The following is a 21,822-nucleotide window of genomic DNA, read 5'->3' on the forward strand; positions in this document are numbered from 1 at the left end:
CGATAGATTCGGGCTCGATCCAACGTTCACGGTCGCTTGGAGGCTACGGATGACTGGGCAAGATGCCGCTCTTCCCCCCGGGGTCGATCCCACCCGGCCGGCGGCCGCGAGGGTGTACGACTACATCCTCGGCGGCACCCAGAACACCGAGGTCGACCGCCAGGCGGTCGAGCACACCAAGAAGGGCGTTCCGGAGCTCCCCGACATCGCCTGGTCCAACCGCGGCTTCCACCAGCGGGCGGCGCGCTGGATGGCGGAGAAGGGAATCCGCCAGTTCCTCGACGTCGGCTCGGGTCTCCCGACTCAGAACAACACCCACGAGGTCGTCCAGCGGGTCATCCCGGACGCCCACGTGGTGTACGTCGACATCGACCCCATGGTCAAGGCCCACGCCGACGACCTGCTTCGCGGCGCCGCCAACACGGCGGTGCTCACCGGGGACGTACGCGAGCCCGACCCCATCTTCGACAGCCCCGAGGTTCAGTCGTTGATCGACCTCGACCAGCCCGTCGGGCTGTTCATGACCGGCCTCCTCATGCTCGTCGACGACGAGTCCGACCCGCGCGGACTGGTGCAGCGCTACGTCAGCAGGCTCGCGTCGGGCAGCTACCTCGCCCTGACGCACCCGACGGGCGACAAGCAGGCCCCCGAAGCCGCCGAACGGATGAGCGGCGTACTGGGACGCGGCGGCCACTTCAACCTCCGGCCCACCGAGTACATCCGCACCCTCTTCGACGGCCTCGAGCTCGTCTCCCCGTACGAAGGCGCCGAGCCGGCCGTCACCTTCGCCGGTCTCTGGGGTGCCGTGGACCCCGAAGTCGCCGACAGCGACGGCTCCCGCTGGATGCTCGCCGGAGTCGCCCGCAAGCCCTAGCGGCGGGGATTCAGGTGTTGGTGGGCGACATTGGCCTGTGAAGGACGGAAGTGCCTGTCCTGCTGGGGAGACTTGGGATGGCGACGTCTCAAGTAATCCGAGCGGGAAGGCACTCCGTAGGTGAAGCGTCGTGGTCGCCTTACCCGGCCAGTGACCGCTCTACCTGGCGTCCACCCCACGTAAAGCGGCCAATGATCCTGTAAACATGATCATTGGACGCAGGGCGGGGCCGGACCGGTCGAACCCACCGCCGGACGAAAGATCGAGGCCAGGCCGGCGCTATTTGCCAGACACGACCTGCCCGGGCGCTCAGTCGAACAGGTGCCGGTGCCGTTCGGTCCAGTCGACGTCTCCCCGCAGCCGTTCCAGCTCACCGTCGGCGACCATGGCGACCTGGCGCTCGTGACCCTCCTCGGCGAGCCGGCGAACCGTGTCCAAGCCGGCGCGCTGAACGGCAACGACCTCGTCGACCAGCCCATCGGTCGATGACAGCCCGTACGCCTCGGCGAACAACTCGAGCCGGCGGCGACGGTTCGGAGGCTCGGGATAGCGAAGCCACCGCACGCAGGTCTCGTCGTCTCGGAACGGCGCCAGGTACTCCAGCGCGTACGCGACGTCCTGCCGGGGCGGGGCGAGGTTCGCGTACTCCCAGTCGAGCAGTCCAACCGGCTGGGTCCCCTGCCAGACGATGTTCCAGGGCCCGAAGTCGCCGTGGCAGACGACCTCGCCAGGTCCTCCGGTTCCCGTCTGTCCGGTGAACCAGACCGGCTCCTCGTCGGGCTTCCACGCGGCCACGGCGTCGTGGTAGAGCCGGAGCATGCGAGCCGCGGCCACCAACCCGTCCTCGTCGACGACCTTGGCCCAGCCGTCTGGCCCGGACTCCCCTTCGATGTAGGTGAGGATCTCGACGTCGCCCTCGATCCCGACCACGCGGGGCGAGTACGGAAAGCCAGCGTCTCCGAGGTAGTCGAGCAGTGCGTGCACCGCCGGGGTCCAGGGCTGCACGGGATGGCGCACAGTGGAGCCGCGCCGAACGACCTGCCGGTCCGACCTGTCCTGGAGAACCTCGTCGTCAGGCATCCCGGGACCGTACATTCCGGCGGGATCGATCGGCACCGGAATTACGGCTGGGCGCGCCGGCCCCAGGCGGAGATCAGTGGGGGAGTGACGACGTCGATCGTGCCGGTGCGGACTGCTTCGAGGTGCGCGTCGACCTCGGCTGCTGTCGCGTGGCCCTGGGCGATCAGGGCGTCTCGGACCTGGTTGACGTTCGCCAGTTCCTGGCCGCAGCGCGCTCACCATCTGCCGCAGGGCGTCGCTCCGCCCTGGAACGTGCACCAGCACCAGCCGCGCGTGCACCAGGAGTCGCCGACCCGGCGGGCCAGCAAGCAGGGCAGCGACGGCCCGCCGGCGCCGACCTCCCAGCGCCGACCTCCCAGCACCGCCCGCCCGGCGAGGTCCCGAGGGCGTCGAGGTGTCGATCGGTCACCGCGTCGAACAGCTTCGACAGCGCCGCGAACCGGCCGCCGGCATCGGCAGCACTGTTGTCCAGCAGATAGGGCGTCGACATGCGCGTACCTACTCCGGAATGGGCGGTCCGACGACTTCGAGGCCGTACCGCGGGCCGACGTCGTTCCACCGGCCGATCTCCTCGGCCATCGTGCGACCCTCGCCCTCTGCGGGAAGGCGCATCGCGGCGGCGGGCAGGCCGACCTCGTCGTACAGGCGGAGGAGACCGCCGGGGACAGTGAGAGCGACGAAGCGGGCCGGTCGGTCGCCGCGGATGCGGAACGCGTGCGGCAGACCTTTCGGGAGGTACATGAACCACCCGGCCGTCAGCTCGTACGTCTCCTCACCGGCCACGTAGGTCAGCTCGCCGTCGAGCAGGTAGAACGCCTCGGCCTCGTGATGGTGACGGTGCAGGGGCGTGGCGATGCCCGGCGGCTGGGTCACCAGCGCGACGCCGAGTGAGCCGCCGGTTTGGTCAGGCCCCACGAGGTGTTCGAACAGCGATCCCATCGCCCAGGTGCCGCGGCCCGCGCCGGGCTCGCACGCCACCACCTGGTCGTGCTGTGTGTCGGTGCCGGTCATGGCCCCGCCCCCTCAATTGACCCGAATCGACTTCGGGCGAATACGGGTAGGCTAGGTCACGTGGCAGATCCCGTCAACACCCGCCGTTATCACTCGCCCGCCCGTCGCCAACAGGCCGAGGAGACGCGCCGAGCCGTGCTGCGAGCGGCCAGAGCGCTGTTCATCGCACGCGGGTACGCCGAGACCTCGGTCGCCGACGTCGCCCGCCAGGCGAACGTCTCGGTCGACACGATCTACGCGAGTGTGGGGCGCAAGCCACAGCTCCTGCTGGCGGTGCACGACATGATCCTCGGATCCTCCGACGAACCGATCCCCGCCGAGCAGCGCGACTACGTACGCCGGCTCCGCGAGGCCGCCACGGCGGAGGACAAGATCCTGCTCTACGCCGAGACGCTCGCCGAGCTGCTCCCGGACACCGTCCCGCTCGACCTCGCCCTCCGCGACGCCGGCGCCCGCGAGCCGGAGTGCCGGGAGCTCCGCGCGTCGATCAGTCGGCGCCGACGGGCCAACATGCTGCTGTTCGCGGCCGATCTCCGCGGCACCGGGCAGCTTCGCCCTGACCTCACCGACGAGCAGGCGGCAGACCTGGTGTGGTCGATGAACTCACCGGAGTACTTCCAGCTGCTCGCGGACGCCGGCTACACCCCCGACGAATACGCCCGCCTCCTCGCCGACGTCTGGACCCGCACCCTCCTCGCCCCGCCGCCGAGCGGCGATCAGCCCGCTCGCCCGTAAGAGTGCGCGGTGAGGAAGATGCGGACAGCTTCCCGGGTGACGCGGTGGCGGTGGTCCGCGTCGCCGTTCGACTCCGCCCCGAGGAACGCGGCGCGGTTGAGCTCGCGGCCTGCCACCAGCATCACGAACGTATGGGCCGCCGCGTCGTGATCGGGGGCGTGCAACACCCCACGGGCGTGTAGTCGACCGATCGAGTGGGCCAGGCCGCCGACGCTGCGTCCCCAGCTGCGGTCGTAGTACTCCCGTCCCAGGTGCGGGAAGCGTTCGGCCTCGGCCATGACCAGGCGCCGCATCCGCAGCAGTTCGGGAGCGAGCAGACCGCGGTACGCCAGGTCGGCGAGGGCGAGCAGGGCGTCCGGGAGCTGGTCGTCGGGTACGTCGGCCAGCGCCTCGTTGTGCGGGCGGAACAGCTCGTAGCCGCGATCCACGGCGTCCAGCACGGCCGTACGGAACAGGTCCTGCTTGTCGGCGAAGTGCTGGTACACCGTTCGCTTCGACACCCCGGCCTCGGCGGAGACCTCGTCCATGCTCGCCCCGATGTAGCCGTGGCGACCGAACACGACTCGGGCCGCCGCGACGATGGCCGCGCGCTTGGCTGGCGACCGGCCTGAGCCGCCTGCGGGATCGATGGCATTCACCTGTGAGTTGCCCCTTGACGTGCGGAAACTACCTAGTTTACCTTAGCTGGAAACCACTCAGTTTACCTCAACCGGGGGAGCATACGATGACCACCACCTTGACGCCGCACCTGTTCTTCCCAGGCAACGCCGCGGAGGCGCTCGAGTTCTACCGGAGCGTCCTCGGTGGCGACCTGGAGGTGAACCTCTACGGTGTCGACTTCGCCACCCAGATGGGCGACGCGGGCCATGCCGACAAGGTCATGCACGGCAGGCTCACCGCCACCGGCGGGTTCACGATCAGCGCGTCCGACAACCGTCCGGGGGAGACCGCCGACCCGTTCAAGAACGACGTCATCCTGGGCCTGGCCGGAAGCGCCGGCGACCAGGGCCTGCGGGACCAGTGGAAGCTGCTGATCGACGGCGGCACGGTCGACATCGCGCTGGAGCAGCAGATGTGGGGCGACGAGTACGGCGAGTGCCGCGACCGGTTCGGCGTGCGCTGGAGCGTGAGCCTGTCCGGCTGAGTTTCCGTCGGTAGCGTGTCGATTCCGCAGCGGGCCGTTCGTATGAGCGGTGAGAGGCCGGAGACTGGCCGCCGGACAAGGAGCGATGCGATGTCGAAGTACCTGATCTCGTTCGACAAGGGCGCGATGGACCACATCCCCGATCGGGACCTGGAGCAGGTGGGCAAGGACGCCCACGCGGTGGTCCAGGCGGCCAAGGATGCTGGCGTCTACGTCTTCGCCGGCGGGCTGGACTACGAGAAGGACGACGTCGAGCACGGTGTGGTGGCCATCGACGGGATGCTGACCGACGGGCCGTTCACGGAGGGCAAGGAGTTCATCGGCGGCGTGACGATCGTCGAGGTGCCCACCCGCGACGAGGCGTTGGCGTGGGCCGCGAAGATCGCCGTCGCCTGCCGGTGTCCGCAGGACGTGCGCAAGTTCATGTACGACCCGGACGTCTGACCCCGGGGGCCTGACCGGCGTCAAGATCGCGTCAAGATTCGCGGTCTCGACGCCGCGTGGCACGGAAGACAGCGAGATCGGCCGGTACGTTCCGGCGCGGGTGTGCCCTGCACCCGCGCTGAGGAGGACCATCGTGACCGATCGCCAGGACCCGACCGCTCGCGCCAAGGCGGTCAAGGACACCGTCCGGCTCGCGGTCATCGTCGGCGCGCTCGGCGTGGTGTTCGGCGACATCGGGACCAGCCCGATCTACACGATCCAGACGGTGTTCAACCCGGCCGACCCGCATCCCGTCCCGGTGAGCGTCGACAACGTGTACGGCATCGTCTCGCTCATCTTCTGGTCGGTGACGATCGTCGTCACCGTCACCTACGTCCTGCTCGCCATGCGCGCCGACAACAACGGCGAGGGCGGCATCATGGCGCTGATCACGCTGCTGCGGCGCTTCGGTGCGCGAACCGGCCGGCGGGCGGCACTCGTCCTGGCCGGCGTGGGCATCTTCGGCGCCGCCCTGTTCTTCGGTGACAGCATGATCACCCCGGCGATCTCGGTGCTGTCCGCGGTCGAAGGACTCAAGGTCGTCGACGAGGGCTTCGAGGCCTGGATCATCCCCATCACGGCGGTGATCATCGTCGGCCTGTTCCTGGTGCAGCGCCGAGGGACCGCCGCGGTCGGACGCGTGTTCGGGCCGGTGATGATCACCTGGTTCGCCGTGATCGGCGTCGTCGGTGCGTTCGGCATCAGCCACCACCCGGAGATCCTCAGGGCGTTGCTGCCGACGTACGCGCTGGGCTTCCTCGTCGGCCACTTCCACATCGCCTTCTTCGCCCTGGCCGCGGTCGTGCTGGCCGTCACCGGAGCCGAGGCCCTGTACGCCGACATGGGCCACTTCGGCCGCCGGGCGATCAGCCGGGGTTGGCTGTTCCTGGTGTTCCCCGCGTGCGTGCTCAGCTACTTCGGGCAGGGCGCGCTGATCCTCGACGATCCGGCCAACATCAGCAGCCCGTTCTTCCTGCTGGTGCCGCAATGGGCGCGGCTCCTGCTGGTGGTGCTCGCCACCGCTGCGACCGTGATCGCCTCGCAAGCGGTGATCACCGGCGCGTTCTCGGTGGCCGCTCAGGCCGCCCAGCTCGGCTACCTGCCGCGGCTCGGGATCACGCACACGTCGGCGGTCGAACGGGGGCAGATCTACGTGCCCTGGGTGAACTGGTTGCTGATGGTCTCGGTGCTCACGCTGGTGTTCGCGTTCCGTACGTCGGCAGCGTTGGCGTTCGCGTTCGGCATGGCCGTCACTGGCACGATTACCCTTACCACGTTGCTGTTCTTCTACGTCGCGCGCGTGAAGTGGGGAACGCCGAGGTGGGTCCTCGTCATCGGCGCGACGGTGCTGCTGGTGGTCGACGGGCTGTTCCTCGCGGCCAACCTGACCAAGCTCGCCCATGGCGCCTGGCTGCCGCTGCTGATCGGGCTCACCCTGTTCACCGTGATGACGACCTGGCAGAAGGGGCGCGAGATCGTCACCGCCAAGCGCGAGCAGCTCGAGGGCTCGCTGCGGGAGTTCGTCGACGACCTGCGCAGTGGCAAGAAGCCGACCCAGGTGGTCCCTGGAACGGCGATTTTCCTCAACCGGGGCAGCGAAACCGTGCCTCTGGCGATGCGCGCGAACGTCGACCACAACCACGTACGCCACGAACACGTCGCGATCATGTCGATCGAGACCGAGCCCGTGCCGCGGGTGCCGGAGAGCGAACGCGTCGTGGTCGACGACCTCGGCTACGCCGACGACGGCATCACGCACGTGACCGCCAGGTACGGCTACATGGAGACTCCGGACGTCCCTGCCGCGCTAGCCAAACTCGACCCCGCGGCCACGGAGGGACGGCTCGAACTGGAGTCGGCGTCGTACTTCCTGTCCAAGATCGAGCTGCAGGCCGGCGACGCGAAGACCATGCCGATGTGGCGCAAGCGGCTGTTCATCGCCACCTCCCACATCACCGCCGACGCGGCCGACAGCTTCGCCCTGCCCCGCGACAACACGGTGGTGATGGGATCGCACATCGAGGTCTAGCCTCGCCTTACCCGGCCAGTGCCCCCTCTGCCTGGCGTCTACCCGGCGTAAAGGGGCAAATGATCATGTAAACATGATCATTGGCCCGTGGGGCGGGGCCGGGGGTGGACCGGTCGATCCCACCGCCGGGCGACAACGTCGAGGGCTAGGACGTGGGGTCGAGGGCGGCGACTTCGCGGATGGCGTTGGCGACGGCGTGGAAGTCCTTGCGGAGGATCGCGCCGTGGTTGCTGGGCACCTTGGCGCTGAGCTGGATGTTCGGCTTGCGCGCGAAGACCGGGTCGAGGGCGGCGCGGATGACTTCCTGCTCGTCGCCCTTGCTGCCGAACGACGCCCCCGACGCGAGCACGTACCGCACCGGAACGGTGATGGCGTCCAGCACCGGGCCGAGCTCACGTTCGCGGGCGATCTCGCCGATCTCGATGTTGCTCACGGCCATCTGCTCTGCGGTCATCCGCGGCGTCAGACCGGTCGGGCGCCCCAGCACCATCAACGGATACAGCCGCTTGAACAGCTTCCGCATCCCCTGCTCCAGTTCGTCGGTCAGCCAGTCCGACGGCTGCGCGCCGTCGACCAGGACCGCGCCGATGCAGCGGTCGGGGTTGCGGCTGGCCCAGTGCGCTCCGACGAACGCGCCGTACGACCAGCCGACCACCAGCGCCCGGTCCACGCCTCGGGCGGCGAGCACCGCGTCGACGTCGCGGATGGCCGCCTCGAACGAGTAGTCCGACGACGTCTTCGACTTCCGGCCGCGAGCCCGTTCGTCGAACGTGAGGTGCCGCCACCCCGTACCCAGGTCGGCGATGGTCCGCCGCCAGTACCCCTGGGTGGCGAACTGGCCGTTGAGGTAGATCACCGGGACGCCCGCACCGCCGGTGTCGGTGACGGCCAGCGCCGTGTCGTCGATCGAGACCATGCCGGTCCATGCCGAGCTGGTGGAGGAAGTTGTCATGTCCTCACCATCATCGCCTGAGCTGACACAGCCCTGACGCCCACCTGACACGCGGGCGAGTCAGTCCGGGCGGAGGTCGGTGACCGAGATGCCGTGCTCGGCGCGCAGCAGCGAGGCCACGAGAGAACGGTGGCACGCCTCGGGATCGCGCTCGACGCAGAAGAGGGCGGTCGTCGAGTCTCGCGGGAGCTCAGCCACCAGTGCGCCGAGGTCATACGGTGCGAGGATCTCGCGGGCATAGCCCTCGGCGTACGAAGACGCCAGCGCAACGCGCGAACGCTTGCCGACGCCTTGGCGGTCGTCCTCGCGGTACTGGAGCTGGCGCAGCTCCGTCGTCGGCGCCAGTTCCAGAACGTGCCGGTACGAGATGCCCGTCGCCGCGAGCGCGTCCTGCAGCCGCGCGGAGTTCGCCCAGGCGTACTCCGGCCCCCGGACGCCGCGGCGCTGGCGGAGGTCGAGCAGCAGACCCACGCTCGCGTTGGCGAGCGTCTCGAGGAACGCGTCGACCGTGAAGCCGTAGACGCCGACCGTCGCGGCGGCGGGCTCGGTCACGTCTGTTGCTCCGACATGAGGAACGGCTGGTCGACAGCCCACAGCCACGATCCGTCCGGCTGGCGGCGGGCGATCTCGACGGCCAGCTCGCCGCTGGCGAGCGTGGACACGGTCAGCGCGAGGTCGCCGCTCACCAGCGCCGGGTGCTGCCGACCCGGCAAGAGCGTCGGCGCGGCCGCGACGAATCCCTCGTACACCTTGCGGATCTCCGCGTGTCCGGTCGCGACGCTGCCCGGCGGGAACGCGAGAACCGCGTCCGGTTCGTACAACGCCACCAACCCCTCCACGTCACCCGCGTTGCCGCGCTCGATGAAGTATCTGCCCAGGTCGTTCGGCTCCGAAGCCGCTTCGTTCGTCATGTCCGACACCTTCGCAGCGAATACGTGACACCTCCTGTCGTGTATTTCCGTAGGCTGAGGAGATGCGCGCCGACCGGCTCGTCTCGCTGATCCTCCTGCTGCGCCAACGCGGCCGCCTCCCGGCGACCGTGCTGGCCCGTGAGCTGGAGGTCTCGACGCGCACCGTTCTGCGCGACATCGAGGCGCTGTCCGCGGCCGGCGTGCCGGTCTACGCCGAACGGGGGCGGAACGGCGGGTTCGCGTTGCTGCCCGGCTTCCGCACCGAGCTCACCGGGCTGAGCCACGACGAGGCCCTCGCCTTGCTGATGGCCGGATCGCGGCGCGGCGAGCAGGCGTTCGGCCTCAGCGCGGCGCTCGCCTCGGCCATGCGCAAGGTGGTCGACGCACTCCCCGAAGGGGCCCGGGACACCGCGACCGACGCGGCCCAGCGGCTGCTCCTCGACCCGGCAGCCGACCTGCTCGCGCGCCAGCTGGTCGCCGAGGACGTGCCCGACACGACGATGGACGAGATCCGCCGCGCGGTCCTCGAGGGACACAAGCTGCGCATCCACTACGAGCCGGTGGGCCATCCGCCGACGTGGCGCACGGTGGACCCGATCGGCCTCGTGACCGTACGAGACCAGGGTTACTTGCTGGCCACGAGATCCGGCGAGGATCGCACGTATCGGCTGTCCCGGATCCTGGCCGCCGAGGAACTCTCCGAGCCGGCGCAACGACCGAGCCAGGTCGACCTGGACCGGATCTGGCAGGAACGCAGCACGCGGTTCCGGCACAGCGGCGACCAGTTCACCGTGCTGCTTCGGCTCGACCCGGCGCGGCGAGAGGAGCTGGTCCGTACAGCGCTGGCCGTCCGCGCCGAAGAGCCCGACGCGGACGGCTGGTTGCGGCTGGAGGCGACCTTCCAGGACTCCCAGCATGCCCAATGGGCGTTGTGGAAACTGTCGACGAACGCGGAAGCCCTTGCCCCACAGTGGATTCGCACCACTCTCCGCGACAACGCCGCCGCGATCGCCGCCCATTACGGAGGTCAGGAACGGAGTGCCTGGCCGTAGACCGCCTCCTGTTCCGCGACCCGCTTCAGGTCGTCGGCGAGCAGGCGGCCGTTGATCACGACTGTCTCGAGCGTGTGCTCCTGCAGGAAGAGCGCGAAGTCCGGCAGGTGGTACGCCTTCGTGACCGCGTCGTTGAGCTTCCGCAGCATCGTGCGCTTGGCGTCGAGGTCGCCGCCGACCGAGACGTGCATGACGAACACCGGCCGCGCCGGCTCCGAGCCGAGCTGGCCGTTCTGGCTCACGCTGTCGAGCGGCCATTCGCGCAGGAAGATCCGGGTGTCGTCCGGGAACGGTTAGACCTCGTGCATCGCGTCGTACATCTCCTTCACCAGCACCGCCTTCGTGTCGCGGTCGGCGCCGGCGGGGACCTCGAGGTAGCCGATGGGCATCGTCTTCTCCTTAGAGCTGAGTTAGTTGGTTAACTCACTCTAGGTACAAGGACGCGATGATGTCTAGAGTGTGAGTGTGACGACTGACTCAGCGACCGTTCCGCGACCAGGCAAACGCGAGCGGTTGGTGAACGCGGCGCGGGAGCTCGTGTATCTCAAGGGGATCTCCGGGACCAGCCTCGCGCTCATCGCCGACGCTGCCGACGTGCCCGTGGGCAACGTGTACTACTACTTCAAGACCAAGGACGACATCGTCGGCGCGGTCGTCCACCTGTACGAGGAGCAGCTTCGCGCGCTGATCGCCGAGCTCGAACGCCGTCACCGCAGCCCTCGAGCGCGGCTCAAGGGGTTCGTGAACGCCCTGGCCGAACGAGCCGTCGAAGCGGCCGAGCAGTACGGCCCGCAGTACGGCTGCCCGTACGGAACGCTGTCCACGGAGCTCGCCAAGAAGCCCGACGTGCCGGACGAGCTCGCCGCGTCGCTGATGCGGATCCAGCTCGACTGGGCGGAGGAGCAGTTCCGCGCGATGGGCCGCCGCGACGCCCGCGACCTCGCGTACGAGCTGCTCGCCGCGTATCAGGGCAGCGCCGTCCTCACCGCCACCCTCGGACTCGCCGAGCTGATGACCCGCCAGGCCAGACGGCTGCAACGATGGATCGACGACAAGGGGGAGGATCGATGAGCCAGAACGACAGGCACCGTCGCCCGGACCAGTTCTGGGCCGATCCGCACCCGCGCAGCGACGCCCCGAGAAGCCGGCATGGATCTGCATCTCCATCTGGATGACGCGGGCGGTCTGGCCGACCAGATCTACGCCCAGCTGCACGAGCGGATCAGCACCGACGCGCTGCCGGCGGGGACGGTGCTGCCGTCGTCGCGTCAGCTCGCCGAGCGGCTGTCGGTCTCGCGGGCGACGGTGGTCGCGGCGTACGAGCGGCTGGCCGCGCACGGGCTGATCCGCTCGCGCGCCGGGATCGGGACGATCGTCACCGGGGAACGAGGTTCCGCCGCGCCGGCGCGCGCCGCGTCCCCGTTGCGGCCGCGCGCGATGTGGCGGGACGAGCAGCTCGTCGTTCCGGATCTCACCGCGCCGGCGGTCGAGTTCAACTTCGCCCCCGGCGTCCCCGCGCACAACCGATTCCCGTTCCCGCGGTGGCGGGCGCTGCTCAACGACCAGCTGCGGACCCGTACCGAGGCCAACTACACCGACCCGGCCGGCCTCGCTCGGCTGCGGCAGGCGCTCGCGCGGCATCTCGTGGTGAGCCGCGGCGTACGGATGGCACCCGACCAGCTGGTGATCACGACCGGCGCGCAGCAGGCGTTCGACCTCGCCGCGCGGGTACTGCTCGAGCCGGGCGACACGGTCGCGATCGAGGATCCCGGCTACCGGCTGGCCTTCCGCGCGTTCCTCGCCCACGGCGCCAAGGTGGTCGGGGTGCCGGTCGACGGCGAGGGGCTGATGGTCGACAAACTGCCGGCCGAGACGCGGCTGGTGTACGTGACGCCGTCGCACCAGTTCCCGCTCGGCATGCCGATGTCGGAGTCGCGTCGGGCCGCCCTGCTCGCGTGGGCGGACCGGCACGACGCGGCGATCGTCGAGGACGACTACGACTCGGAGTTCCGCTTCACGGGGCGTCCGCTCACGCCGCTGCAGGCGACCGACCGGGCTGGTCGCGTGCTGTACGTCGGCTCGTTCTCCAAGACGCTGCTGCCGGCGCTGCGGGTCGGCTTCCTCGGCGTCCCCGCGACGCTGGTCGACGCGGCGCGCGGCGCGAAGTTCGCCGCCGACTTCGGTACGGCGTTGCCCATGCAGGGAGCGCTGGCCGCGTTCATCGAGGACGGCGATCTGGCGCGGTATCTGCGGCGGATGCGGCGCTCGTACGAACGCCGGCACGACCTGCTGATCGGTATCCTGCGCGCGGACTTCGCCGACGTGCTCGCGCCGATCGAGTCCAGCGGCGGAACGCACCTGGCCGCGCTGCTCACGCCCGGGCAGCCGCCGGACACCGAGCTCGTCGCGCGCGCCCACGCGGAGGGCGTGCATATCCGTACCGTGTCGGGCTGGGGGATCGACCGGCCGGGCCCGAGCGGTTTCGTGTTCGGGTACGGCGGCGTCTCGGCCGATCGGATCCCCGCGGGGCTCGCGGCGTTGCGGCGCGTTATCTGATCGAGATTGGACTGGTGCGGATCGCGGCGAATCGGCGGGTCCGCTGGGGTCTCGGCGTTCCTAGGCTGCCGCGGTACCCCTTACCAGGAGGCTTGATGAGATCCCTGCGTTTCTCCGCGTTCGCCGTGGCTTGTGCCGGTGCCGCGGCCGTCGTCGTCGCCGGCTCCACCCTGGCCAGCGCGCACTCGCGTTGCCAAGAGGTCGACGCGACGATCTCGGACAAGGTCGTCACGGTCGGCTGCCCGCCCCCGAGCGCGGCCTGCGTGGTCGGCACCGTTCGCGGTAAGAACAACTTCAACGCCGACACGGTCTTCGTCCTCGGCTCCCGCGGCACCGCCCCGCCGACGGCGCCCACGTACCGCCCGGTGAGCGGCAACATCACGTACACGTTCAAGGACGGCTCGACGCTCTCGGCGCTCGAGACGGCGATCGGGAACGTCGACACCACCGAGGGCACCTCGGGCATCGGCCACGCCGGCGGCACCCAGGAGTTCACCGGTGGCACCGGCCGGTACGAGGGCGCGACTGGCTACACCTACCTCAGCCAGCACTGGGAGGTCGACCACTTCGTGACCGACATCCACGGCAAGGTCTGCCGCGCTCGTTAGGTGCTCGCCGCACGGGTGGCGGGGCTGACCCCGCCGCCCCGATGGCGCGAAGTGTGGGGAGCGCGTCGTGGCCGCCGTGCCGTGAAGGCGGCACGGTGGAAGTATGGCGACGGCAGAGGTGGCGTTTCCCTCGCGGCAGCGGCTGATCGGCGTTCTCGCTCGGGGACGTGAGCCGCAGCTCGCGGGCCTCGGCGTGCTCCTCATCGCCAGTTCGGCACTGCCGCTCGCCGGGCCGCAGCTGCTGCGCGCGTTCATCGACCACGCGGCCCAGGGTCGGTCGGTGTCGTTTCTCGCCGGCATCGCCGCCGCGTTCCTAGGCGTCTCGCTCGCGCACCAGGCTCTCAGCGTCGTCGTCGGGTACGTCAGCACCCACCTCGCCTGGGTTGCCACCAACGCCTTGCGCGAGGAGGTCGCGCGGCACGCGCTCGACCTCGATTTGTCCTTCCACGATGGGCATTCGCCCGGTGAGCTGATCGAACGGACCGACGGCGACGTCACCGCGCTGTCGACGTTCATGTCCTCGTTCGTCGTCCAGGTCGCCGGCAGTGCGCTCACGCTGCTCGGCGTCCTCGTGGTCGTTCTTCTCGAGGACTGGCGGATCGGGCTCGGCATGTTCGGCTTCGTCCTGATCGCCGCGCTCACGCTCGGGAAGTTCCGCGACTTCGCCGTGCCGCGCGCGACCGTACGCCGCGAGGCGTCGGCCCGGCTCTTCGGCGAGATCGAGGAGCGGCTGACCGGCGCCGACGACCTTCGCGCGAACGGTGGCGGGGCGTACGCGGTGCGGAAGTTCCAGCAGGCGTTGGCGTTCTTCATCCGCGCGTCGATCAGAGCGTCGATGGCGACGCGGACGATGTGGGTCATCACCGCCGCCGTGTTCGCGGTCGGCGGCGTCCTCAGCCTCGCTGCTGGCACGCTCCTCTTCCAGGCCGGCGCGATCAGCCTCGGAACGGTCTACCTGTTGTTCCGCTACACCAGCCTGGTCCGCGACCCACTCGAGCAGATCTCCGAGCAGCAACAGATCGCACAGGAGGCCATCGCCGGATTCGCCAGAGTCCAACAGCTGCTGGACGAACGACCCACGGTCCGCGACAACGGGACCAAGACGCTCCCCGCCGGACCGCTCTCCGTCACCCTCGACCAGGTGAGTTTCGCCTACCACAGTGGGACAAACGTCCTCCACTCGATCAACCTGGACCTCCAGCCGGGAAAGGTCCTCGGGCTCGTCGGCCGTACGGGCAGCGGCAAGACCACGTTGACACGGCTCCTCCTCCGCCTGCTCGACCCGACCGAAGGTGCCGTACGCGTGGGCGACCTGGATCTCCGGAACGTGCAGCTCGAGAGCCTCCGCCAACGCGTCGCCCTGGTCACCCAGGACGTCCAGCTGTTCGGCGCGAACGTACGCGACAACCTCACGCTGTTCGGCGCGCACCGGGCCGACGACGACCGCCTCGTCGAGCTCCTCGACGACCTCGGTCTCGGCCAGTGGTTCCGCGCGCTCCCGGACGGGCTCGACACCATGCTCGGACCCGACGGCGCCGGTGTGTCCGCCGGAGAGGCGCAGCTCGTCGCGTTCGCACGCGTGTTCCTCCGCGATCCTGGCCTGGTCGTCCTCGACGAGGCCACCTCCCGCCTCGATCCCCTCAGCGAGGAGAGGATCGAGCGGGCGATCGACAATTTGCTCGACGGACGTACCGCGATCGTCATCGCCCACCGGCTCGGCACGCTCCACCGCGCCGACGAGATCGTCGTCCTCGACCATGGCCGGATCGTCGAGCACGGGCCACGTCAAGCGCTCGTTGACACTCGAGCCTCGCGCTTCGCCGGACTCCTCGCCACCGCATCTGGCCAACAAGATTCGGAGGGTGTGCTCAGATGATGAGCGAACAGCTGTCCACCTGGCAGATCGCGGTCCGGATCGCCCGCTTCCGCCCGGGCCTGTTCGCGCTCAGCTTCCTGCAGCTCACGGCCTGGAGTGCCTCGATGCTGCTCATCGGCTGGCTGCTGCAGCAGGTGTTCGATGCACTCTCCGGCGCGCGGCCGGCGGGGTTCGGGATCTTCGAGCTCGTCGCGGTGCTCGCTGCCGCGGAGCTCGCGCGGATCGCGGTGATGTGGGGCGGCGTCGTTCGTACGCACGCGTGGGAACGCATGCGCGGCCTCTTGCGGCTCAACCTGCTGCGGGCGCAGCTGCACAGCGGTGGTCCGCAGGCCGGCACGCCGGCCTCGTCGCCGGGCGAGGCCGTCAGCCGGTTCCGCGACGACACCGACGACTTCCTCAACTTCGTGCAGACCGCGCTCACCACCGGGTCGAAGGTCGTCACCGCGGTGGGCTCGATGGTGATCATGCTCTCCATCCAGCCGGTCCTCGCGCTCGTCGTGGTGCTGCCGTTGGTCACGGTCGTGCTCGTCACCAGGCTGGTGAGCAGCCGGATCCGTACGCTCCGCGTCGCCTACCGGCAGGCGACGGCGGCTGTCACCGGGTTGCTCGGCGAGCTGTTCGGCGCGGTGCTCGCGGTGAAGTCCGGCCATGCCGGGAACGAGCTCCAGCGCCACCTCGCCCGCCTGAACGAGCACCGCCGCCGCACGGGGCTGAAGGACCAGCTCCTCAGCCAGCTGCTCAGCAGCTTCAACCGCGCGACGGTCGACCTCAGCATCGGTGTCGTCCTGCTGCTGGCCGCTCCTGCGATGCACCGCGGCGACTTCACCGTGGGCGATCTGGCCTTGTTCGTCAGCTATATCGGCAGTCTCGTGTGGGTGCCGTACTACGCCGGGCAGCTCATCTCTCGGCATCGTCAAGCCGGGGTGGCCATCGAACGGATGGCGAAGCTCGCTCCCGACAAGTCCTCGCTGGTCGTGCACCGGCCGCTCGACGAGACCGAGCGGCAGGCGTCGGTCCTGCACCCCGCGTTCGAGTCGCTGACGGTGGACGCTCTCGGCGCGGTCCACGAAACTTCCGGCCGAGGTTTCGACGCCGTAAGTTTCGCCTTGGAGCGTGGCACCTTCACCGTCGTCACCGGCCCCGCCGGAGCGGGCAAGTCCAGCCTGCTGCGCGCAATTCTCGGGCTGTTACCGGTACAGAGCGGAACTATCAGCTGGAACGACCGGCCGATCGACGACCTTGCCGCGTTCCTCGTACCGCCGCGTGCGGCCTATGTTCCGCAAGTTCCGAGACTGTTCAGCGAAACATTGCGGGACAACGTGCTTCTCGGCCACCACGCCGACGACCTCGAGGCCTCGGTGCGCACGGCGGTCCTCGACCAGGACGTGGAGACGATGCCGGCCGGGCTCGCCACCGAGGTCGGCGCACGCGGCGTACGGCTGTCCGGCGGGCAGGTGCAGCGGACGGCACTCGCGCGGGCACTCGTACGGAAGCCCGACCTGCTCGTTCTCGACGACGTGTCCAGCGCGCTCGACGTGGAGACCGAGCGGCGGCTCTGGGACCGGCTGCTGGCGAACCGTGACCGGACGCTGCTCGTCGTCTCCAACCGGCCGGCCACGATCGCGCGGGCCGACCAGGTCGTCCGGCTCGAGCATGGACGCGCGGTGGCGGAGCAGGTGGCGCGATCTGTGGGGTGCGTGGCGTAGACGACAGCTGGCTTCGGCGTTCATGCTGGAGGCATGGACCCGAGAGCGGTCACCTTCGTGATCTTCGAGCAGTACCAGACGCTCGACCTGACCGGCCCGTTCGAGGTGTTGCGGCGGGCCGGCTACCCCTGCCGGATCGTGGCGCCCGTGGCCGGCCCGGTGCACTCGAACATGGGGCTGGCCGTGTACGCGGATTACGGCATCGCCGAGGCGGATCCGCGGGACACAGACACGTTGCTGGTCGTGGGCGGAGGCGGCGTCCGCGACGCCATGCGGGACCGCGACCTGGTCGCGTGGATCGTCGCGGCTGCGGCATCGGCCGACCGCGTCACGTCGGTGTGTACGGGTGCGTTCCTGCTCGCCGAGGCCGGGCTGCTGGACGGGCTGCGGGTGACGACGCACTGGCGGCAAGGCGAGCGGCTCGCGCGCGACTATCCCGCCGTGCGCGTCGACTGCGAGCCGATCTTCATCCAGGACGGGCGAGTCTGGACCTCGGCCGGCGTGACGGCGGGGATGGATCTCGCGCTCGCGCTCGTCGAGCTGGACCTCGGCCGCGAGGCAGCGCTGGAGGTCGCGCGCGAGCTGGTGATGTTCTTGCGCAGGCCGGGAAACCAGTCGCAGTTCAGCGTTCCGCTCTGGTCGGCGCAGCCTTCGAGCGAACCGCTGCGTGCGGTGGTCGACGCGATCCACGCCAACCCCGGTGGGCGGCATGGCATCTCCGACCTCGCGGACCTGGCCGGCATGAGCTCGCGGCATCTACAGCGCCGGTTCACCCGCGAGGTCGGCGTGCCGCCGGCGTCGTACGTCGAACGCGTACGCATCGAGGCTGCCCAACGGGCGTTGGCCGAACGCGACGATCCGGTGGAGAGCATCGCGCGGCACTACGGCTTCGGAACGGCCGAGACCTTGCGGCGCGCGTTCCATCGGCTGGTCGGGATCGCGCCGTCGGACTACCGGGACCGGTTCCGTACCGCCCACGCCTGAGTGCGCACGAGCATGGCCACGCTGGCGGCAATGCCCGTGACGCCGAGGACGAGGAGCCGCGGGTCGGACTCGTGCAGGCCGAAGATCGTCCAGCAGCTGAGCTCGCCGCCGATGAGGAGCCAGGTGCCGCGGGCGATGCCGCTGGGGTTGGGCGTCCGGTAGGCGGTCCAGATCGAGGGTGCGACCTGGACGAAGGACGCGATGGTGAGCAGCGTGCCGAGGCCGATCCGGCCGCCGATGCCGTACGCCGTGGCGAGTGCCGCTGCCCACGCGGCGACCACGAGGGCGGCGCGCGCGGAGAGGCAGCCGCGGATCGCGAGCATGACCGAGACCGTTCCGGCGAGCAGCATCGCGGCCGACGACGGGACCGTCGCGGTCCAGTACTCGAAGAGGACGAAGTAGCCGAGCCAGGCGGCGTTGTTCAGGCTGGTCAGCGTCGCCCACGCCCACGAGACCCCGGCGGTGTCGCCGGTGACGCGCAGCTTGACGATCTGCGGGAGGTACTGCGGGATGCCGAACGCTGCCGCGGCGAGGGGAAGATAGTCGAGCGGATGAGCCACGTTCGGCAATGATATTTCAATCCGCGCGAGAGATAGTTGCGATTGTGTGCTCACCTGAGTGCGTCAGCGATAGGATTCTGGGCGTGGACGCGATCGACCGCAAGATCCTTGCGCTGCTGCAGGACGAAGGCCGGCTGACGGTCACCGAGCTGGCCCAGCGAGTGGGGCTGAGCGTGGCGCCCTGCCACCGGCGGCTGCGCGAGCTGGAGCGGTCCGGCGTGATCCGCGGCTACCGCGCGGTGATCGACCAGGCGGCTGTCGGGCTCGGCTTCGAGGTGCTGGCGATGGTGACGATGGACCGCGAGGACGCGGGCACGATCGCCGATTTCGAACGCAGCCTCGCCGCGATCCCCGAGGTCCGCCACGCCGAACGCCTCTTCGGCGACCCCGACTACCTCGTCCGCATCGCCACCGCCGACATCGCCGCGTACCAACGCCTCCGCGACGAGCAGCTCGCCACCCTCCCCGGCGTCCGCCGCCTCACCTCGACCATCGTCATGAAGAGCGTCGTCGACGAACGCCCCCTCGCCACGTCCTAACGGTCGTCGGCGACGATCGCGCCGCGGCGGAGGGCGAGGACGGCTTGCTCGGCGGTGGCTTGGTGCTTGCCCGGCACTGTCAGCACCTGTTCGAGCAGCTCGGCGACCTGGCGGACCTCGCGGACGACGTCGCCGACGAGGACGCCGCTGCCGGCCAGCGCGACGTCGAGCGCGGCGCCGCTGGCCCAGCGGTGGAGGGGGACGCCGAGGGCGGGTTCGGGGTGTTGGGTGGGCGGCAGGCCGCAGGCCAGCTCGTCCGCCTGGACCGACCGGGTCACGTCGCGTACGAGCGTCCAACGGCTCGCGAGCTCCGGTGTGGCGATGCCGGTCGAGGGCGGGGCGCCGAGGCGGCTTCGTACGGTGAACCACGAGGCCGCGGACGCCAACGACGGCGCGTCGAGGTCGTCCATCACGCCGGCGGCGATGCACTCGGCGAGCAGCAGCCCGGACGGATGGAAGAGCCGTCGCACGGCCTGGCCCGACTCTGTCAACGTCCAGTTGACAACGTGGCCGCGACGCTCGAGCAGCCGGATCATCCGGTCCAGCTCGTCGCGTACGCCCGTCGTGTTCTCCGTCAGCAACGCCGACAGGCTGGCGATCGACTCGACCAGCCGCCGCCGTTGCCCGTTCGCCTTCGGCGGGCGGCCGTTCGCCGGCGGGGCCTCGACCGGCACGTCCGGAACCTCGAACTGGGCCAGGGCATCCGCCGCCCTCTGGGCATGCCCACGGCGCGTCGGCTCCCACTCCGGGAGGTCGAGCCGCCCGACGACGGTGGGCCGGCCGCGCAGCGACGACGTGGTGAGCTGGACCCGCCGGCCGTTGCTGCCGATCGCCTCGACGTACGCCGCGCCGCGCTTGCGACCCACCGCCAGCACGACGACCGGCCCGCGCGCGGGAGCGCCGGAGTCGACCACCACGTCCCCGGCCGAGACCGCGGCGAGAACGTCGTCCCGCTTCGGCGCGGCCGGCGCGACCGGCGCCGAAGCGACAGCGACCTCCGGCCCCAGTGCCTCGAGCTCGGCGCGCCGCAGAGCCAGATCCGTCCGCAGCACCGCGGTGTGATCCAGCGCCCGGTGCTGCCGCAACGACGACTCGACAGCAGCAACCGCCGAAGCAGGAGTACAGATCCGCACCAGGTTCGCCGCCATCGCCGGCGTCACCCGGAACGCCGACCGGATCGCCGCCAGATGCCCACCGGCCAAGGCGGCAACGCGATGGAACGGAACGTGCGAGGACCACGGCACGACCACGTGGCCCACCTCGTCGATGCCCCGCCGCCCCGCCCGACCGGCCAGCTGGGCGAACTCCCCAGCCGTCAGCAGCTCCCCCGAAGCCCGCACCACCCGGTCGATCACGACGGTCCGCGCCGGCAGGTTGACCCCCAGCGCCAACGTCTCGGTGGCGAACGCGACCTTCACCAGCCCCTCGGCGAACGCCGCCTCCACGACCTCCCGCTGCACCGGCGCCAGGCCTCCGTGGTGAGCGGCGACGCCCGCCTCGAGCGCCTGCTGCCACCGCCCCGCGTCGATCGCCCGCAGCTCCCCCGCGGACAGCGGCGCCAGCGCCTGGCTGACGAGCGCACGGATCCGTACCCGCTCCGCCTCGTCGGTGAGCTGCAGACCACTCTCGACGCACTCGACCACCGCCGAGTCGCAGCCGGCGCGAGACAGGACGAACCAGATGATCGGCGCCAGGTCGTTCGCCCGCAGGTGGGCGATCAGGTCGCCGCGCTCCGGCGGCACCGGACGGTCCCGGTCTCGGGCCCGGAGCCCGTCGCCACGGGTGTCCCGGCGAGCGCCGTCGAGCAGCTCGGCCGCGGAGTTCATCTGTTCGTCCAGAAAGACCGGAAGCAGCAGCGGTGTCGCGTGGTGCAGATTTCCAATGGCGTAAAGATGATTGAGCTTCACCGGCCGTTCCGCGGCGACCACCAGCTCGGTCGGCCCGTGCACCTGCACGAGCCAGGAGTGCACGGCCTCGACATCGGGGATCGTCGCCGACAGACACACGAGCGGTACGTGGGCGGGCGTGTGGATCACGACCTCTTCCCACGCCGCGCCCCGCTCGACGTCCTGCAGGTAGTGGAACTCGTCGAGGATCACCGCGCCCAGCGTCGAGAGCGCGGCGGCACCGTCGTACAACATCGCGCGGAGCACCTCGGTCGTCACCACCAGCACCGGCGCGCCCGGGTTGACGACCCGGTCGCCGGTGATCAGGCCGACCGTCGAGGCGCCGAGGCGTGCCGACAGGTCGCGGTGCTTCTGGTTGCTGAGCGCCTTCAGCGGCGTGGTGTAGATGGCTCGCGTACCGGCGTCGACGGCCCGCGCGACCGCATAGTCGGCGACGAACGTCTTTCCGGAGCCGGTGGGCGCCATGACGAGGACCGAACGCCCCTCGTCGAGGGCGGCCATGGCCTGGAGTTGGAACGGGTCGGGCTGAACGTCGAGCGCGTCGAGAAACGCGCTACGAACCGAGCGGGGCAAGCGGACCTCCGCGGAGCTGGGCGGACACGAGCTTCCTCAGCAGCTTCAACGCGGCACCCCCTTCCCCTGCGTGCATAGATCGGTCTCAGACGCTCACAGCGTGCCCGCCACCGTTCCGCCCGTCAAGCCGATTGCGCGCCACGGGGTCATGGCTCACCCGTGCGATCCGCCTGGAAACGTCGTGACACTTCGCTCTCTCAGCCGAACGTCCGGCCCGCCGAGCATGAACGGGAGAGAGGGAG

General features: G+C 70.0%; 22 protein-coding genes. 13 read left to right on the plus strand and 9 right to left on the minus strand.

Annotation, left to right across the window (positions count from 1 at the left end):
- Positions 1-49 precede the first annotated feature (49 nt).
- Positions 50-874, plus strand: a complete 825-nt coding sequence (locus JOD67_RS08205) for an SAM-dependent methyltransferase (RefSeq protein WP_205116746.1) — start codon at positions 50-52, stop codon at positions 872-874.
- 309 nt (positions 875-1,183) lie between these two features.
- Here the strand turns inward: JOD67_RS08205 and JOD67_RS08210 are convergent, their stop codons facing one another.
- Together JOD67_RS08210 and JOD67_RS08215 are read right to left on the minus strand one after the other, a co-directional pair.
- On the minus strand, positions 1,184-1,954 hold the full coding sequence (locus tag JOD67_RS08210) for an aminoglycoside phosphotransferase family protein (RefSeq protein WP_239553767.1): 771 nt from the start codon (positions 1,952-1,954) through the stop codon (positions 1,184-1,186).
- A gap of 498 nt (positions 1,955-2,452) precedes the next feature.
- On the minus strand, positions 2,453-2,965 hold the full coding sequence (locus tag JOD67_RS08215; RefSeq protein ID WP_205116748.1) for a cupin domain-containing protein: 513 nt from the start codon (positions 2,963-2,965) through the stop codon (positions 2,453-2,455).
- A 60-nt stretch (positions 2,966-3,025) separates the two neighbouring features.
- Here JOD67_RS08215 and JOD67_RS08220 point away from each other — a divergent pair, with 60 nt between their 5' ends.
- Positions 3,026-3,700 carry a TetR/AcrR family transcriptional regulator gene (locus tag JOD67_RS08220; RefSeq protein ID WP_205116749.1) on the plus strand — a complete coding sequence of 225 codons (675 nt, stop codon included), beginning with the start codon at positions 3,026-3,028 and terminating at the stop codon, positions 3,698-3,700.
- Here JOD67_RS08220 and JOD67_RS08225 read toward each other — a convergent pair.
- On the minus strand, positions 3,682-4,338 hold the full coding sequence (locus JOD67_RS08225; RefSeq protein WP_205116750.1) for a TetR/AcrR family transcriptional regulator: 657 nt from the start codon (positions 4,336-4,338) through the stop codon (positions 3,682-3,684). The two genes, JOD67_RS08220 and JOD67_RS08225, sit on opposite strands and share 19 nt — an antisense overlap.
- Before the next feature lie 86 nt (positions 4,339-4,424).
- Between JOD67_RS08225 and JOD67_RS08230 the strand changes: the two genes are divergently transcribed.
- The 3 genes from JOD67_RS08230 (at position 4,425) to JOD67_RS08240 (ending at position 7,356) form a co-directional block, all read left to right on the plus strand.
- Positions 4,425-4,844 carry a VOC family protein gene (locus JOD67_RS08230; RefSeq protein WP_205116751.1) on the plus strand — a complete coding sequence of 140 codons (420 nt, stop codon included), beginning with the start codon at positions 4,425-4,427 and terminating at the stop codon, positions 4,842-4,844.
- Positions 4,845-4,934: 90 nt separating this feature from the next.
- On the plus strand, positions 4,935-5,288 hold the full coding sequence (locus JOD67_RS08235; RefSeq protein WP_205116752.1) for a YciI family protein: 354 nt from the start codon (positions 4,935-4,937) through the stop codon (positions 5,286-5,288).
- A gap of 133 nt (positions 5,289-5,421) precedes the next feature.
- Positions 5,422-7,356, plus strand: coding sequence for a potassium transporter Kup (locus tag JOD67_RS08240; RefSeq protein ID WP_205116753.1), 1,935 nt, complete (start codon positions 5,422-5,424; stop codon positions 7,354-7,356).
- A 145-nt stretch (positions 7,357-7,501) separates the two neighbouring features.
- On the opposite strand, the gene JOD67_RS08245 is transcribed toward JOD67_RS08240, so the two are convergent.
- From JOD67_RS08245 to JOD67_RS08255, 3 genes are read right to left on the minus strand one after another with little or no spacing between them, the layout of a single operon-like run.
- On the minus strand, positions 7,502-8,308 hold the full coding sequence (locus JOD67_RS08245) for an alpha/beta fold hydrolase (protein WP_205116755.1): 807 nt from the start codon (positions 8,306-8,308) through the stop codon (positions 7,502-7,504).
- 60 nt (positions 8,309-8,368) lie between these two features.
- Positions 8,369-8,860 (minus strand): DUF488 domain-containing protein, encoded by a 492-nt coding sequence (locus JOD67_RS08250; protein ID WP_205116756.1) that lies wholly within the window; start codon positions 8,858-8,860, stop codon positions 8,369-8,371.
- Complete coding sequence (locus tag JOD67_RS08255) at positions 8,857-9,219, minus strand: YybH family protein (protein WP_205116757.1); 363 nt, start codon at positions 9,217-9,219, stop codon at positions 8,857-8,859. The genes JOD67_RS08250 and JOD67_RS08255 overlap by 4 nt, the downstream gene beginning before the upstream one ends.
- A gap of 62 nt (positions 9,220-9,281) precedes the next feature.
- On the opposite strand from JOD67_RS08255, the gene JOD67_RS08260 reads away from it, so the two are divergent.
- The gene (locus JOD67_RS08260; protein ID WP_205116758.1) at positions 9,282-10,271 is read left to right on the plus strand and encodes a helix-turn-helix transcriptional regulator; all 990 of its coding nucleotides are present in this window, start codon (positions 9,282-9,284) and stop codon (positions 10,269-10,271) included.
- On the opposite strand, the gene JOD67_RS08265 is transcribed toward JOD67_RS08260, so the two are convergent.
- Positions 10,247-10,513, minus strand: coding sequence for a hypothetical protein (locus JOD67_RS08265; RefSeq protein WP_205116759.1), 267 nt, complete (start codon positions 10,511-10,513; stop codon positions 10,247-10,249). The two genes, JOD67_RS08260 and JOD67_RS08265, sit on opposite strands and share 25 nt — an antisense overlap.
- A gap of 223 nt (positions 10,514-10,736) precedes the next feature.
- Here JOD67_RS08265 and JOD67_RS08270 point away from each other — a divergent pair, with 223 nt between their 5' ends.
- The 6 genes from JOD67_RS08270 (at position 10,737) to JOD67_RS08295 (ending at position 18,001) form a co-directional block, all read left to right on the plus strand.
- Positions 10,737-11,342 (plus strand): TetR/AcrR family transcriptional regulator, encoded by a 606-nt coding sequence (locus JOD67_RS08270; protein WP_205116760.1) that lies wholly within the window; start codon positions 10,737-10,739, stop codon positions 11,340-11,342.
- A 78-nt stretch (positions 11,343-11,420) separates the two neighbouring features.
- On the plus strand, positions 11,421-12,827 hold the full coding sequence (gene pdxR, locus JOD67_RS08275; RefSeq protein ID WP_205116761.1) for a MocR-like pyridoxine biosynthesis transcription factor PdxR: 1,407 nt from the start codon (positions 11,421-11,423) through the stop codon (positions 12,825-12,827).
- 95 nt (positions 12,828-12,922) lie between these two features.
- Complete coding sequence (locus tag JOD67_RS08280) at positions 12,923-13,435, plus strand: hypothetical protein (RefSeq protein ID WP_205116763.1); 513 nt, start codon at positions 12,923-12,925, stop codon at positions 13,433-13,435.
- A gap of 103 nt (positions 13,436-13,538) precedes the next feature.
- The gene (locus tag JOD67_RS08285) at positions 13,539-15,311 is read left to right on the plus strand and encodes an ABC transporter ATP-binding protein (RefSeq protein WP_205116765.1); all 1,773 of its coding nucleotides are present in this window, start codon (positions 13,539-13,541) and stop codon (positions 15,309-15,311) included.
- Complete coding sequence (locus JOD67_RS08290) at positions 15,311-17,017, plus strand: ATP-binding cassette domain-containing protein (RefSeq protein ID WP_205116767.1); 1,707 nt, start codon at positions 15,311-15,313, stop codon at positions 17,015-17,017. Before JOD67_RS08285 ends, JOD67_RS08290 begins: the two co-directional genes overlap by 1 nt.
- A 33-nt stretch (positions 17,018-17,050) precedes the next feature.
- Complete coding sequence (locus JOD67_RS08295) at positions 17,051-18,001, plus strand: GlxA family transcriptional regulator (protein ID WP_205116768.1); 951 nt, start codon at positions 17,051-17,053, stop codon at positions 17,999-18,001.
- Here the strand turns inward: JOD67_RS08295 and JOD67_RS08300 are convergent.
- Positions 17,968-18,561 (minus strand): hypothetical protein, encoded by a 594-nt coding sequence (locus JOD67_RS08300; RefSeq protein WP_205116770.1) that lies wholly within the window; start codon positions 18,559-18,561, stop codon positions 17,968-17,970. The two genes, JOD67_RS08295 and JOD67_RS08300, sit on opposite strands and share 34 nt — an antisense overlap.
- Before the next feature lie 83 nt (positions 18,562-18,644).
- On the opposite strand from JOD67_RS08300, the gene JOD67_RS08305 reads away from it, so the two are divergent.
- On the plus strand, positions 18,645-19,100 hold the full coding sequence (locus JOD67_RS08305) for an Lrp/AsnC family transcriptional regulator (RefSeq protein WP_205116772.1): 456 nt from the start codon (positions 18,645-18,647) through the stop codon (positions 19,098-19,100).
- Here the strand turns inward: JOD67_RS08305 and JOD67_RS08310 are convergent.
- Positions 19,097-21,580, minus strand: a complete 2,484-nt coding sequence (locus JOD67_RS08310; protein ID WP_205116774.1) for a DEAD/DEAH box helicase — start codon at positions 21,578-21,580, stop codon at positions 19,097-19,099. The two genes, JOD67_RS08305 and JOD67_RS08310, sit on opposite strands and share 4 nt — an antisense overlap.
- Between the last annotated feature and the right edge of the window lie 242 nt (positions 21,581-21,822).

Origin of the sequence: Tenggerimyces flavus (genome assembly GCF_016907715.1) — a bacterium.
Taxonomy (GTDB): Bacteria; Actinomycetota; Actinomycetes; order Propionibacteriales; family Actinopolymorphaceae; genus Tenggerimyces; species Tenggerimyces flavus.